Annotated in this window: 12 protein-coding genes; 3 read left to right on the top strand and 9 right to left on the bottom strand. The window is 71.2% G+C overall.

Translation table 11 applies throughout. The features are described from left to right. Nucleotides 1-25: 25 nt before the first annotated feature. Nucleotides 26-1,306 (top strand): MFS transporter, encoded by a 1,281-nt coding sequence (locus tag ACG00X_RS08495; protein ID WP_394487655.1) that lies wholly within the window; start codon nucleotides 26-28, stop codon nucleotides 1,304-1,306. Further along, nucleotides 1,303-1,491 (top strand): hypothetical protein, encoded by a 189-nt coding sequence (locus tag ACG00X_RS08490; protein WP_394487653.1) that lies wholly within the window; start codon nucleotides 1,303-1,305, stop codon nucleotides 1,489-1,491. Before ACG00X_RS08495 ends, ACG00X_RS08490 begins: the two co-directional genes overlap by 4 nt. Here ACG00X_RS08490 and ACG00X_RS08485 read toward each other — a convergent pair. After that, nucleotides 1,458-3,986, bottom strand: a complete 2,529-nt coding sequence (locus tag ACG00X_RS08485; protein WP_394487652.1) for a TonB-dependent receptor — start codon at nucleotides 3,984-3,986, stop codon at nucleotides 1,458-1,460. The genes ACG00X_RS08490 and ACG00X_RS08485 overlap by 34 nt on opposite strands. Before the next feature lie 63 nt (nucleotides 3,987-4,049). Between ACG00X_RS08485 and ACG00X_RS08480 the strand changes: the two genes are divergently transcribed. Then, a complete protein-coding gene (locus ACG00X_RS08480) occupies nucleotides 4,050-5,390 on the top strand; it encodes a histidine-type phosphatase (protein ID WP_394487651.1) in 1,341 nt (446 codons plus the stop codon). A gap of 24 nt (nucleotides 5,391-5,414) precedes the next feature. Here the strand turns inward: ACG00X_RS08480 and ACG00X_RS08475 are convergent, their stop codons facing one another. From ACG00X_RS08475 to ACG00X_RS08440, 8 genes are read right to left on the bottom strand one after another with little or no spacing between them, the layout of a single operon-like run. Further along, nucleotides 5,415-6,227: a hypothetical protein gene (locus ACG00X_RS08475; protein WP_394487649.1), complete on the bottom strand. Its 813-nt coding sequence runs from the start codon at nucleotides 6,225-6,227 to the stop codon at nucleotides 5,415-5,417. A gap of 44 nt (nucleotides 6,228-6,271) precedes the next feature. After that, nucleotides 6,272-7,612, bottom strand: coding sequence for a hypothetical protein (locus tag ACG00X_RS08470; protein WP_394487648.1), 1,341 nt, complete (start codon nucleotides 7,610-7,612; stop codon nucleotides 6,272-6,274). A gap of 19 nt (nucleotides 7,613-7,631) precedes the next feature. Beyond that, nucleotides 7,632-7,826 carry a hypothetical protein gene (locus ACG00X_RS08465; RefSeq protein WP_394487646.1) on the bottom strand — a complete coding sequence of 65 codons (195 nt, stop codon included), beginning with the start codon at nucleotides 7,824-7,826 and terminating at the stop codon, nucleotides 7,632-7,634. Further along, nucleotides 7,823-9,073 (bottom strand): tail fiber domain-containing protein, encoded by a 1,251-nt coding sequence (locus ACG00X_RS08460; protein ID WP_394487645.1) that lies wholly within the window; start codon nucleotides 9,071-9,073, stop codon nucleotides 7,823-7,825. Before ACG00X_RS08460 ends, ACG00X_RS08465 begins: the two co-directional genes overlap by 4 nt. A 23-nt stretch (nucleotides 9,074-9,096) precedes the next feature. Then, nucleotides 9,097-9,552 (bottom strand): hypothetical protein, encoded by a 456-nt coding sequence (locus ACG00X_RS08455; protein WP_394487643.1) that lies wholly within the window; start codon nucleotides 9,550-9,552, stop codon nucleotides 9,097-9,099. A gap of 43 nt (nucleotides 9,553-9,595) precedes the next feature. Then, nucleotides 9,596-11,464, bottom strand: coding sequence for a hypothetical protein (locus ACG00X_RS08450; RefSeq protein ID WP_394487641.1), 1,869 nt, complete (start codon nucleotides 11,462-11,464; stop codon nucleotides 9,596-9,598). Continuing rightward, the gene (locus ACG00X_RS08445) at nucleotides 11,461-12,975 is read right to left on the bottom strand and encodes a baseplate J/gp47 family protein (RefSeq protein WP_394487639.1); all 1,515 of its coding nucleotides are present in this window, start codon (nucleotides 12,973-12,975) and stop codon (nucleotides 11,461-11,463) included. The genes ACG00X_RS08450 and ACG00X_RS08445 overlap by 4 nt, the downstream gene beginning before the upstream one ends. Continuing rightward, nucleotides 12,965-13,399, bottom strand: coding sequence for a contractile injection system sheath initiator (locus tag ACG00X_RS08440; protein WP_394487638.1), 435 nt, complete (start codon nucleotides 13,397-13,399; stop codon nucleotides 12,965-12,967). Before ACG00X_RS08440 ends, ACG00X_RS08445 begins: the two co-directional genes overlap by 11 nt. Nucleotides 13,400-13,402 lie beyond the last annotated feature (3 nt).

The raw sequence follows: 13,402 nt of genomic DNA, 5'->3' as shown, positions 1-13,402 counted from the left end.
GTCGAGTTCGCCAGCCGTTGTCGTCATGCTCTCCCGTCTGATTTCCTATTTCGCCCTCGCGCCGCAAGACCTGCTGCGCGACGCCGTCTACCGGCGCCTGTGGACCTCCATCCTGTGCTCCTCGCTGGGCGGCCAGATCACGCTGCTGGCGCTGCCGCTGACGGCGGCCGTCATGCTGCACGCCACCCCCACGCAGATGGGGCTGCTGCAGGCGCTGGAGGTGCTGCCGTTCGCGCTGTTCTCGCTGCCGGCCGGCGTGCTGCTGGACCGCGTGCGCAAGCTGCCGGTCTACATCGGCGGCGAGGTGACGCTGGCGGTGGCCGTGGCGTCGGTGCCCGTGGCGGCCTGGCTGGACATGCTGGGCATGGGCTGGCTCTACGTCATCGGTTTCATCATCGGCAGCGTCAACACGACGGCGGGCAGTGCCGCGCAGATCGTGCTGACGCAGGTGGTGCCGCGCGAGCGGCTGGTGGAGGCGCACGCGAAGAACGCGCTGGCGTCGTCGGGCGCCGACGTGGCGGGGCCCGGGCTCGCGGGCCTGCTCATCAAGCTGCTGGGCGCGCCGGTGGCGCTGGCCGTCAACGCGGTGATGCTGGCGCTGTCGACGGTGATCCTGCGCGGCGTGCGCGTCGACGAGCAGCTGCCGCCGCGCAAGAGCAGCGACTTCTGGGCCGAGCTGAAGGTCGGGCTGCGTTTCGTGCGCGACCGGCCGCTGCTGGTCAGCATGGCCATCACCGTCGCGGCCTGGCATCTCTTTCATAACGCGGCGCTGGTGGTGCAGATCCTGCTGGCCACGCGCGAGTTGCAACTGGCGCCGCAGACGGTGGGCTGGTCTTACGTCGCCATCGGCGTGGGCACCGTGCTGGCCAGCGTCTTCGGCCACCGCATCAGCCGGCGCCTGGGGCCCGGGCCTTGCCTGGTGCTGGGCTTTTCACTGTGCGGCGTGGCCTGGCTGCAGCTGGCGTTTGCGCCGGCGGGGGCCTGGGGTGTAGCGAGTTTTGCGCTGATGCTGTTCACCTGGGGCGTCGGCGCGGTGCTGATGTTCATCAACTTCCTGTCGCTGCGCCAGGCCGTCACGCCGGCCCCGCTGCTGGGCCGCATGACGAGCACCGTGCGCTGGCTGATCCTGTTGCCCGCGGCGCCCGGCGCGCTGCTGGGCGGCTGGCTGGGCGAGCACCTGGGCCTGCGGGCGGCGCTGGCCTTCGCGGGCATCGGCTGCGTGCTGACCGCCGCCTGGGCCTGGCGCCACCCGGTCATCCGTGGTGTGCGCGAGCTGCCCAAGCCCGTGGAGGTGGTGCCGGCGTGAGCGACCCCATCCTGCTCGATGTGCCCGAGCGGCTGGACGCGGCACGCACGCTGATGCTGGCGGCGCGCGTGGGCATGGGGGTGGAGCTGGCGGTCGTCATTGCGCAGTCGCGCGCGACACGGCGGTGTACGCGCGGCTGGCCTGAGCGCCGTCAGAACAGCGCGATCTTCAGGCCCAGCTTGTAGGTACGGCCGTACTGCTCGTACTGGTAGTTCAGCTGCGGCACACCGACATAGGTGTAGTAATGCTCGTTGTTGAGGTTCACGCCCTCGAACGTGAGCTGCACGGCCGGCGTCACCTTGTAGCTGACCGACAGATCCAGCTGACGCTGGCCGGCGACGACCTGGTCCTGTGCGGGGCTGGTCACGTCGCTGCCGAACTGCAGCAGGTATTTGGACTTGTGGTTGACGGCCAGGCGCGTGCTCAGCGGGCCGGCCTCGTAGCCCAGCATCAGGTTGACGGTCGTGTCCGACTGGCCCGGCATGCGCGAGCTGCGCACGCGCTGCGTCTGGCTGGCGGTGTCGTAGCGGGCGACGTCGGCGCGTGAGTGCGTGAAGGCCGCATTGGTGCCGACGATGAAGCCGCTCATCCAGCCGGGCAGCATGCGCAGCGGCTGCTGCCAGGACAGCTCCACACCTTGCACGCTGGCCTTGGCGCCGTTGGCGTAGCCGGTCACGCTGGTGTAGCCCGCCCAGTCGCCGGTGCCGGCGAGGTTGGTTGCGTAGGTGAAGTCCTTGATGTCCTTGTGGAACAGGTAGGCCGACACGGCGCCGTCCTCGCCGAGCAGGCGTTCGACGCCGACGTCCAGGTTGTGGGCGCGCATGGGGTTCAGCAGCGGGTTGCCGACGCTGGCTTCCGTCGTGCTGCTCAGCGTCACGGCGGGGGACAGCTGGTCGAAGTTGGGGCGCACGACGCTGTTCGTCCAGGCGGCCCGCAGGCTCGTGGCGCGGTCCAGCTTGTAGCGCGTGTGCAGGCCCGGCAGCCAGTTGGCGTAGCCCTTGTCGGACTGCGTGGCCGACAGCGCGCCGGCCACCGAACTGGCGAAGCCGGCGGCGTCAAAGCGCGTGCGCTCGTGGCGCAGGCCGGCCAGCACGTTCCACGCGGGGCTCAGGTCCAGCGAGGCCTGCACGTAGGCGGCGTCGATGTCCTCGTGCATCTCGTAGTCGGCCAGCGCCGAGGCGCCGGCCACCTTGGCGGCGTCGCGCGGCAGGGCGGCCAAGCGCGTGCGGATGGCGGCGGTGTCCATCGCGGGGCCGATGGCGCCCATCGAGAAGTCCAGCGTCTGGCCTGTGACGAAGGCGGACAGTGTCGTCGGGCCGGCGCCCCAGTAGTTGGGGCTGGTTGCGGTGCCGCTGCTGTAGGACCACTGGTCCGTGTCGTTCTTCTTCTCGCGGCGGCTGAGCTTGGCGCCGAACTTCAGGTCCAGCTTGGTGCCGCCGGCCAGGCTGATGGCGCGGCTCAGGTCCACGCGGGCGTTGTGCTCGTTGTCGTCGCTGGCACGCTTTTGCAGCGTGAAGGCGTTCAGCGTGAACTTGCTCGCGTCGTACAGCGTGCTCGGGCCGGTCACGATCGGCTTCACCGTGTCGGTGAACGACACGCCGGCGACGTTGTTCTGGCGGAAGCGGGCATCGTTGAGCTGCTCGGGCGTGCGCTCGGTGCCATTGCCCAGGCCCACGTTGGCCTGCACCGTCCAGTCGCCCCAGTCCTGCTCGGTGCCCAGCACCAGCGACGTGAGCGTGCGCGTGTACTTGCGTGCGCGCAGCCGGCGCTCGGCGCGCACGGTGGCGGTGGCACCCTCGGCAACGGAGCCGCCGGTGATGTTGCTGATCGTCAGCCGGTCGCGCTCTTCGTCGTCGCTGAAGCGGGCCAGCATGCCGCGGGCGTAGTAGCTTCGGCCCTCGCTGGGCTTGTAGTCGATGTTGGTGGCGAACGCCGCGCGGTCGCGGTTGGGGCGGTAGTGGCGCAGCTCCACGCCGGCCAGCTTGCCGGCGTTCCAGGCGCCGTCGGTCTCCACGTCCTCGGACCCGAACTTGCGCTGGTCCACGTTCAGCGCCGCGGCCACGCCCAGCGTGCCGCCCATGAGCCGCGTCGCGCCCAGCAGGCTGCCGGCGGGGCTGGTCTGGTGCGACAGCGAATCGCGGCTGGCCGACAGGCCCGCGCTCAGCAGGCTCTTGGGCAGGTCGAAGGCCGACAGCGTCTTCACGTCCACCGTGCCGCCCAGTGAGTTGGCGTCCATGTCGGGTGTGAGGGACTTGATGACCTCCAGCGAGCGGATCAGCCCCGAGGGCAGCACGTCCATGCTGACGCCGCGGCGGCTGGCCTCGGGCGAGGGCATCAGCGAGCCGTTGATGGTGATGGTGTTCATGTCGGGGCCGAGGCCACGCACGACGACGTAGCGGCCTTCGCCCTGGTCGCGCTGCACCGACACGCCCGGCAGGCGGGCGAGCGATTCGGCGGCGTTCACGTCCGGCAGCGCGCCGATGTCGTCTGCCACGACGGCGCTGACGATGTTGTCCGCGTTCTCCTGCATCTTCAGCGCCTTGCGCAGGCTGGAGGCCTGGCCGGTGACGACGACGGTCTCGACCTTCTCGGGCGGCGTCTGTGCCTGGGCCGAGGCGCTCAGCAGCAGGGCGGCCGTGGCAAGGGCGGTCAGCGGGATCGACGGGTTGTCACGGAACATGGCTAGGCTCTCGGCTTCCAAAAAACCTCGAAGCCTAGGAAGCCGATGCGAAATCCTGATGACATGAGACGCGTGTGTGTGGCGCTTGCCCTCAGCGGACTGGCGATGAGCGCCGCTGCCGGTCAGGCGCTCGGCTCCAAGACACCGTATGCACCGCGACAGGAGGCCGCCCGCTACGAGGCGCCGCCGGCGGGCTTCGCGCCGGTGGCGGTGCAGTTGGTTGCGCGCCACGGCAGCCGGGGCCTGACCAAGCCCGGCAGCGATGAAGCCGCCTTGAAGCTCTGGCGCGAGGCTGAAGCCGCCGAGGCGCTGACGCCGCTGGGGCGCCGCTTCGGGGCAGACCTGCAGCGCTTCATCGACGCCCAGCGGCGGCTGGGTTATGGCAATCTGAGCCAACTGGGCGTCGAAGAGCAGGAGCAGCTCGCGCGCCGCCTGGTGGCCCGCCTGCCGTCGCTGTTCGCGGCGGGGCCGGCCGTGGAGGTGCTCAGCTCCGGCGTGGACCGCGCCGTGGACAGCTCGCGCAGCTTCGTGGCCGAGTTGCAGCGCGCGGCGCCACGGGCGCGCGTGCCGGCGAACTGGGGCAGCGACCGCTTCCTGCTGTACTTCCACCGCCTCGACCCCTCTCGCGACCGGGCCGACACGCCGGCACGGCGCGCCACGCTACAGCGCAGCGCCGACTACCAGGCCTGGCTGCGCAGTGCCGAGCTGGCCGCGCAGCAGCGCCGCATCGAGGCCGACCCGCGCCTGCCGGCCGCCGCGCGTGAGCTGCTGGCCGGGCTGTACAGCGCGGATTTCGTGGACCGCCTGGCCGACCCGCTGCGGGCGGCCGGCCATGTGATGGATGTGCGCGGCGCGGCGGCCGGTTTGCGGCGCGAGCTGGGCGAGCCATTCCCGGCCTATGTGCCGGAGGCCGCTGCGGCGGTTTTCATGGCGGCCGATGACGCCGACGACTTCTATCGCAAGGGGCCGGGCCTCGTGGAAGCCGGGCCGGTGACGTACGCGATGGCCACGCAGCTGGTCGACGACATGCTGGGGCGGCTCGCGCAAGGTGAGGGGGCCGTGCTGCGCTTCGCGCACGCCGAGATCATTGCGCCCCTGGTGTCGGCACTGGGCATTGCCGGGGTGCACCAGCCGCAGCCGCTGGCGCAGCCCTACAGCCATGCCAACAACCCCTGGCGGGCCGAGACGGTCATCCCGATGGCGGCCAACGTGCAGTGGGAGGTGTGGCAGGCCAAGGATGGCGAGCGCGTGGTGCGCATGCTGTTCAACGAGGCCGAGGCCGACTTCAAGCCCGACTGCGACGCCGCCCGGCTGAAGGCGGGCAGCCATTTCTACCGCGTGACGGCGCTGCTGGCGTGCTACCGGCCGGCGGCAGGGGGTGGCAAGGTCGTTGAGGGGCGCTGACGGTCACTGAAGGCCGGCGCGGCCTCAGCCGCCGACGCTGCCCGTGTCCTGCCCGAGCGTGCCGTCGGCGCGCAGCCGGCCCAGCTCGAAGTCGATCCGTTTGATCGTCGAGGCAGGATCGGCCACACCCATCGTCAGGCACTGGACGAGTTCACCGTCGATCTGCAGCTGCGCCGCTGCGCGATGCCAGCTGACATTGCCGGCCGCAGCAAGGCCGCGATCAACCTGCAGCAGCCGTGCGCTCGGCTTGAGCAGCCGCAGCGACAGCCCGCCGTCGGGCGGCGCTTCCTGCAGGTCCACCAGGTCCAGCTCGAACAGCTGGCCGAGCACGACCGCCAGCGCCTGGCCGAGCAGGTCGGATGCCGTGTCGGGCTGCTGAGCCCAGGCCACGAGGCCCAGGTCGATGCGGGCGGCCCAGCGCTCCTGGTAGCCCTTCACCGCGGTCCCTCGCAGCAACGCCCGCACCGGGGCGGTCGGCGCCTGCAGCAGGTGCAGGCCCGCTGCATCGGCGACCCAGGCATCGGCCTGCGGCAACAGCCGCCCCGGGGGTGACTGCACCTCGGCAACCCGGCTGGCGGCGCCGGGCGGCAACGCGAACAGGCGGGGATCGGCAGCACTGGCGGTGAGGGTCAGCATCGTCGAGGCGTAAGCCGGCTCGCGGCCGGCAGCGTCGCTGTCGGGGGCGGCGGGGGCGCGCGTCAGCCGCGTGGCCAGCAGGGCGAGCTGGGGCTTCTGGGTGTCGGGCGGCTTGTCGCCCGCCGCGAGGACGAGCGTGGCAGCGGAGCCCAGCGCCGTCGCCAACGGCGTTTCGAGCAGCGTTTCCAGGCGGTGCAGCATGGCTCAGTGGCGCGGCGGCGTGGCGGGAGAAACCGGCGCCTGGCTCATACGACACCTGCCGTGTCGATGAACTGCAGGCGCGCTTGCAGCCATGCCGGCGCCCCCGGCTGCACCGGCATCCACGGGCCGCCCAGGGCCTGGAACAGGCCGGCGGCCGCCCCCGGCGGCGGTGTGGCGGCCTGGTACCAGAGCAGCTCGCCGGCCTCCACCTGCAGCATGGCCCACCAGGGGCTGGCCGGCGCGACCGCGGGCAGCGGCAGTTCGCAGCGCAGCCATTGCGCGGCCGCGGTGGCGTCGCCCGCGTAGTGCCACGGCTGCGGCGCCATCAGCGGCTCGGCGGCGGGACGGCCGGCATCGTCGGCGTGAAGGCTCAGGCTGCCGCGCAGCGCGGCTGGGTCGCCCAGTGGGCGCACCCACAACTCCACGGCAGACAGGCCCAGCCCTGTCGGCACGGCGGCGAAGGCCTGCGCCGCGAGGTGCTGCGGCCGGCACCAGCGGCCCTTCTGCGCCGCCGGGTCGCCGGGCGGCTGCGTGCCGGGCTGCTCCGGGCGCGGCGGCGGCGGGGGCGGTTGCGACGCGGGTGGCTGGCTGCCCGGCAGGGGGTCGAGGACGGCGTCGAAGGCGACAACCTTCAGCCGCGACGCTGCGGCCGCGCGCAGCGTCAGCGGAATCGCGGTGGCGCCGGCGTTGTCGCCGAGATAGCGGTTCAGCGCCCGGGCCAGCCCCTCCATCGCCACGGCCTGCGTGGGCAGCGGGCCGGCCACGCGGAAGAACGGCGCGTCGTCGGCCACGGCGGCGCTGACGTGGCAGGGCTGCGGCGTGGCCTGCACGCTCACCGTCACGTTGGAGATGTCGACGGCGCCTGGCACCAGCACGCCGGACCATTTGTCGTTGACCTTGTTCTCGGTCTGCAATTCCAGCATCAGGCGACTGACCGCGCAGGCCGGGAAGCGCACGCTGGCCTGGCCGTTGGCAAAGGTGAGCACGTCGCGCGGCGGCAGCGGCAGCCAGTTGCCGGCGCTGAACATGCGCACACGGGCCGCCGTGGCGGGCGCGGCAGTGCTGGCCGATGCGGCCTTCACCGTGAGGGCGACGATGGCGCGCTCGACGTCCCAGCTGACGCTCAGCCAATGGGCATTCGCGGCGTTGGCCGTGTTGACGGTTCCATTCGCGCCGACGGTGAACCCGTCGGAATCGAGCTGCGGCGCCGGTGACAGCTCGGCGCCCACAGCGCCGCTGGCCGCGATGCTGAACGCGGCTCGCTGCAGGCGCCGGCCGGCCGGCAGCTGCACCAGCAGCGACAGCCCGTTCGGCCCCACGTCCACCTCCTGTGACGGCAGCACGGCCGCGCCGGCCGCGGTCGTCAGGCGCACGGTGTCGGTCATGCGGGCCTCGCCCTCGGGCTCATGGCTGGTCCTGGGGTTGTGTGTGGGCAGCAGTCTGGCCAAGCAGTTCCTCAAGCACCTGGATGGCGCCGCCGATGCGCAGCAGCATGGCGCGCAGTTCCTCCTGCTTGCGGCCGATTTCGGCCATGGCTGCCTGGCCCGTGGCGAACTCGCCGCGCAGGTCGAGCAAGCGGGCTTCGAGCTGCTCCCTCATGGTGCGGAGCCCGGTGCGACGGCACGCTTCAATTGATCGATCATCGTTTGCTGCTCCCGAATGGCCTCGATGAGCACGCCGATGAGCCCGTTGTAGTTGACGCCCTTGAACCCGTCGGGACCGGTGTGAACCAACTGCGGCATCACGGACTCGACTTCTTGTGCGATGACGCCGGCATCTCCGCGTTCGTCGGGGGCCGCGTTCCAGTGGAACGTCACACCGCGCAAGGACAGCGCCTTTGTGAGTGCGCCGCTGATGGGGGCGACAGCGTGTTTGAGGCGCGCATCCGAGCCGGCCAGCGTCCCCTTTGACGTCCACATCTTGTCAGCCGCGAAGCCACCGTAGTAGCCATTGCCGCTGATGTTGAACAGGCGCAGCCACTCGTCGTTGGCCGAGCTGTCGCCGACGCCGGACAGTCGCCACTTGTCGCCCAGGCGCAGCATGTCGGTCTTGAAAATGCCGCTGATAGTGTCGAAATGCATCCGGATGCCGCGCGAGCTGTCACGGATGTACAGGTTGTCGTCGACATTGATGTAGACCTGTCCGTCCCAGCGGTAGAACGCACCATCGTTTGTCACGTGGGAAGACACCTGATCCTCGACGATAAGAGCGTGTGTTCGCAGGTTGCCGGAGGTGACGGTCTGATTGGCGATCAATGAGATTTGTGGCACCGGCGTGGCGTTGACCCCGGTCAGCAGCAGTTCGGCCGCACTGCCGTTGCCGGCGGTGTTGAAGGCCTCGAGATAGAGGCGGTTGTCATTGGTGTTATTGGCGAGGACCAGTTGGCCGCCGCCATTGCCAGCCAGGCTGAAGCGCATCTGGGTTCCGCGCGCCATCAGGTTGCCATTGATCGTGGTGACTCCGTTGACGGTCAGTGGTCCATTGATGTCGACTTGTGTATTCAGGCGCGATGCGCCGTTGACCTGCAGCGTGTTGGCCAACACAAGAGGGTTGTTGGTCAAGTCTTTCACCGACGCCACGATGGCATCGATCTCTTTCAGCAGCACCCGTCCGTTGACCTTCAGTGCCTTCAGAGCCACGTCGGCTTGCGGGTCGATGAGGGTGCCGTCGACGGCATTGGGCGCGATGCGGCTGCGGTCCACCGCACCGGGCGCTATACCCTCGCGCGTGATCGGTTCTGCGTCAGCCCCGCCGGTGTGGCGGTGGCCGGCAAGCGCTTCGCGGGCCTGCACCTGCATCTCGTTCCAGTCCGCGGCGAGCATGATGTCGCCGGGGTCCTTCTTCACGTAGGGGTTTGGTCGAGTTGCCATCAGAAGCTCACTTCCCAGCTGAAGGTCATTTCAAGATTGCCGGCGCGGTGGATCACCGGGAAGGTGACCCGGTTGTAGACCACCACGCTGTCGGGCAGCACGATCAGGATGCCCGCCTCCTGGATGGGTTGCGGCGTGGTGTCGCCGCTGGCCGGCAGCGTGGCGACCACGCGGGCCAGCGCGCGCTGGTCGCTGCTCGAGTCCACGATCACGCTGGCCTTGGCGTCGGCCACCTTGGTGATGGTGGCCTGCGACGCATCCAGCGCCGTGGCGTTGGTGCCCACCGCGATGCGCAGTTCGTTGGCCTGGGCTTGGCCCGCGAACAGCCGCGCCACCAGTTGGCGCCCGGCATCGGTGATCAGGTTCTTGACGTGCCGCTCGCCCACCACCCGGCCGTGTTCGGTGAGGGTGATGTGCAGGCGCCCGGACAGGCCGTGCTGTTCCTTGAGGCTCATGGCGGGTTCGCTCCAGGCAACGGGTGGGACGTGGATCCGGTGGTCATTGCAGCGTGCTCCAGTCGAAGCGCGTGGTGTCGATGATGGCGCCCAGGGTCAGCCGGCCCTCGGCGAGCGGATGGGCCTCCGTCAGCGCCTGGCGCAGCGCGAGTTGCGGGGCGTGGGCGTCGTCGGGGGCCGCGTCCTCGCGCCAGACCAGGCGGGCGTCGAAGCCGGTGAAGGCTTGCTGCTGGGGCTGCTGTTCGCGGTAGATCGGCTCGGGGAAGTCGACCCGGGCGCTGACGCCGGCCGGGCGTGCGCGCTCGATGTCGGCGCGCAGCAGGTCCACCGCGCCGCGCAGTTCGGCGGCCTGCACCCAGCCGTTCTTCGGGATGCGCAGGTTGAACAGGAAGGCGGGCCGTGCCACCCAGTGCGCGGCGAGCTTGAAGTGGGGCAGCGTGGCGGGGTCGGCCACCTGGTCGTCCGTGCGCTTGAGCCACTGGAACAGCTGGGTCGCGAAGTCGGCGCCGCCGTCGCCGATGCCGGCGTCCAGCAACGCGAAATGCGCGCCCGGGTCGTTCGGGCCTTGGGCGAAGGTCGTGGTGGGCGCATCGAAACGGTAGGCCGGCGCCGTGAAGGTCAGCAGCACCCAGTCGTTGTCGCCGGGCTCCAGCCGGGGCGTGCGCACGGCCTGCTCCAGCACGCCGCAGCGCAAGCCCTCGACGTTGACGCCGCCGAGCCGCGAGGCCGCGTCGTCGAACTGGCTGCCACGCAGGTAGAAGACCGACGCGCTCACGTCGCGGACGCGGCCGCTGGCCTTGTCCACCAGCTCCGCGCGGCCGTGCGGGCTGCGCAGCAGCCACTGGTGGCTGACCGGCCGGTCGTAGGACTGCGTGGCGGCAACCTCCTGCGGGTCGAGTTGCGGCAGCAGCCGCAGCGTGTGGCCGGGCAGCAGGTCGTCGGCGTACAGCACGATCTCGCCGGACGCCCGGCTTTGCAGCGCCGGGAACGACACCGGGCGGTCGACCTCCATCGTCAGCTCCGGCCGGTCGCCGACCAGGCTGTCATTGCGCAGCGTCAGCACGCGTTGCAGCTGTGCGTCGTTGTCCTGCCAGTCCACCGGGTGGGCGGGCTGCTCCGAGATCCAGGCGTCGAACAAGGTGGCCTGGGGGCAGGGCAGCGCCGGGTTGCCGCAGGCCTGGCAGCGGCGCTGCGCCCGCTGGGCCACGCCGCGTGCGAGCGTGGCGTCGGCGCGGCGCTGGAACTTGGGGCAGGGTGCCGCCCCCAGGTCGGCGATGGCCAGCGACAGCACGGCGCGCGGCGTGGCCAGCCCGGCCGACGTGACGGCCATCGTGATCTGCAGCCGCTGCCGGTAGGCGTCGGTCGGTTCGGGCGAGAGCAGTTCCTGCAGGCGGGCCAGCGGGCCTTGCTGCGGGTCGCCCGCGTCGTCCGGGTCGGCCGTGTCGCCCGTCTCGCTGCGGAAGACCAGCTGCGTCGGCCCCTCGATGTCCACCGCCAGGCCGGCGATGCGGGGCAGCGCGGGGCCGTCGCCGTCGGCCCGCAGCTCCAGCAGCAGCAAGGCCTCGTCGCGTTGGGCCTGCGAGACGAAAGTCACCGCCACACGGCCGTCGGCCAGCGTCTGGGCGCCGGCGTGGCGCACGGCCGCTGGCAGCCGCGCGATCTGCAGCAGCGCGCCGAGCCGGTCGAGCGCGGCGGCGGCGTCGCCGTCCCGCGCGTCGGGCACGCCGCAAGCCAGCGCCACCCAGCGGTCGTGCAGCACGCGCTGCAGGTCTTGATCGAACACCGCCAGCCGCTGGGCCATCGCTTCCACCAGCGTGCCGATGGCGCTGTCGGGCGACTGCGCCGCGTAGATGCGCGGCAGCAGGTCGAGCATGCGCGCACGGCGTTGGCTGGCGTCGGGGCTGGCGCTCATGGCTTCACCGTCACGGGGGTGTTGCGCAAGCGGGGCAGCTCGCGGTCGCCGAGCGCGTCCTCGGGCAGGTCGTCGGACAGCTCCACCACGCGGCCATCCGCCTCGTGCACGACGGTCACCCGCAAGGACACGCGCTGGTCGGCCGGGACGATGAGGTTGATCGCGTCGCGCAGCGGCTGGAACTCGATCTTGTGCGCCCTGGCCGCGTCGGCGATCAAGCGCCCCGGCCCGGCGACCAGCCGCTCGGCAATGCCGGCAGGGTTGGCGCCAGCAGGCAATTCGAGCGCGATGTCGACCAGCACGGCCGGCGCCGGCCCCAGCAGCGTCAACCGGATCGGCAACTGCGCGGGCAGCAGGCCGATGCGTGCGCGCTGGCCGACCAGGATGTCGCCGTTGCTCAGCAGGTAGCGGCTGGCTTGCGAGTGCGGCATGCCGTCGATCAGCTCGAAGGGCTCCAGCAGGCCGTCGAAGCCCGGGCTCGCGTCGCAGCCGATGACGCTGTCCTGGCCCAGCAGGATGGAGCGGATCTTGGCCTGGTGCACCGTCTCCCCGACACCGAGCTGGCCGAAGTAGGCGATCAGGTCGGACTGCAGCCGCGACTCGATGGCCTTCTTCTCCGGCTCCGTGCGTTCAACGTCCAGCGTCAGCGTGGCCGTGATCTGCACCCACACCCGCGTGGCCGCGCCGCTGCCGACCTGGATGCCGACCGGGCGGACCTGCTCGATGCGATCGGCCACCTGCTCCAGCAGTTGCGCCGACAAGTCCGGGTCGCCGACGACGACATGGATCTGGCCGGGCAGCAGCGCCGGGTCCAGCGGGTACTCGAGCACCCGCACCTCCTCGATGCCCAGCAGGCGCACGGCCTGCTCGATGGCAGCCACCGTGCCGGTGTTGGTGGAGCGGGCCTGGGCGCGGGCGCGCTGGCGCAGTTCGTCGTCGGTCTCGGCCCGCTGGCGCGGGATCAGGTCGGCGGCGTTGGCGACCTGCTCGATGCCGGCGATGGGCCGGGGCATGGTCGTCAGCAAGCCGGCCTTGACCTCCTGCACGTCACCCTCGACGACGGCTTCGAGGCTGAGCACGCCGACGCTGACCAGCCGCTCCCCCTGGGCCAGCACGGCGCTGTCGACGGTGGCGAAGGCCGGCTGCCCCCGGCCCGCCACCAGCGTGCCGGCGGGGATGTGGATGTCTTGCGGCGCCGGCTGGCCGCGCGAGAACGTGACCTGGCCCTCCAGGTGCCCCGGCGGCCGGCGCTGCAGCCCGGTCAGCGCGACGACGTAGTTCAGCGCCGCGCCGCTGGCGGTGTCGAGATAGGCGCTGCGGTAGACCAGCTCCAGCTGCTCGTAGCAGACGGCCATCTCGCGCGCGTACACCTCCATCAGCGTGCGCACGACGCTGCCGCCCGCGGCATCGGTCAGCACGGTGCGGCCGCCGCGGCCGGACGCGGCGTCCTCCAGCAGGCCGTCGACGATCTCGGCGAAGCCGCGTTTGCGGAAGGGCTGGTCAGAGGGCATCGAGCGTCACCTGCAGTTGCGCCTCGCGCTCGTCGACGGCCTTGACGACGGCGCGCACGTCCACGCTGTCGGGGGCGCGCACCGTCACCGCCACCTCCACCACCTCCAGCACGCGTTCGTCCTCCAGCAGCGCGCGGCGCACGTAGCGCCGGATGAGTTCGAGGTTGGGGCGGTCCATGCGCTCGCCGATCAGGTCTCGGATCTTGCTGCCGTAGCGCGGGTGGCCGAGGCCGGACACATCGCCGCGGTCGACCAGCAGCCGCATCGACAAGGCCTGTACGAGGTTGTCCAGGCCGCTGACGGGGCGCAGGCCGCCGGCGTCGCAGGCGAGATCGACCCGGCCGTCCTCGAACCGCAGGCACAGGTCGGCGCCCAGCAGTGCGTCCTGGGCCGGGCGGGTGGCGGCGGTGGTGGTGGTGGCCATGTC

The organism is Pelomonas nitida (assembly GCF_043555975.1).
GTDB lineage: Bacteria > Pseudomonadota > Gammaproteobacteria > Burkholderiales > Burkholderiaceae_C > Pelomonas > Pelomonas nitida.
Note: the sequence above shows the minus strand (reverse complement) of the source record. Positions and strands in the feature narration are given on the sequence as shown.

Bases quoted from the DNA above. Each gene is read 5' to 3' on its own strand.
- ACG00X_RS08495 (WP_394487655.1), top strand. From the start codon at position 26: ATGCTCTCCCGTCTGATTTCCTATTTCGCCCTCGCGCCGCAAGACCTG.
- ACG00X_RS08485 (WP_394487652.1), bottom strand. From the start codon at position 3,986: ATGTTCCGTGACAACCCGTCGATCCCGCTGACCGCCCTTGCCACGGCC.
- ACG00X_RS08480 (WP_394487651.1), top strand. From the start codon at position 4,050: ATGAGACGCGTGTGTGTGGCGCTTGCCCTCAGCGGACTGGCGATGAGC.
- ACG00X_RS08475 (WP_394487649.1), bottom strand. From the start codon at position 6,227: ATGCTGCACCGCCTGGAAACGCTGCTCGAAACGCCGTTGGCGACGGCG.
- ACG00X_RS08470 (WP_394487648.1), bottom strand. From the start codon at position 7,612: ATGACCGACACCGTGCGCCTGACGACCGCGGCCGGCGCGGCCGTGCTG.
- ACG00X_RS08465 (WP_394487646.1), bottom strand. From the start codon at position 7,826: ATGAGGGAGCAGCTCGAAGCCCGCTTGCTCGACCTGCGCGGCGAGTTC.
- ACG00X_RS08455 (WP_394487643.1), bottom strand. From the start codon at position 9,552: ATGAGCCTCAAGGAACAGCACGGCCTGTCCGGGCGCCTGCACATCACC.
- ACG00X_RS08450 (WP_394487641.1), bottom strand. From the start codon at position 11,464: ATGAGCGCCAGCCCCGACGCCAGCCAACGCCGTGCGCGCATGCTCGAC.
- ACG00X_RS08445 (WP_394487639.1), bottom strand. From the start codon at position 12,975: ATGCCCTCTGACCAGCCCTTCCGCAAACGCGGCTTCGCCGAGATCGTC.
- ACG00X_RS08440 (WP_394487638.1), bottom strand. From the start codon at position 13,399: ATGGCCACCACCACCACCGCCGCCACCCGCCCGGCCCAGGACGCACTG.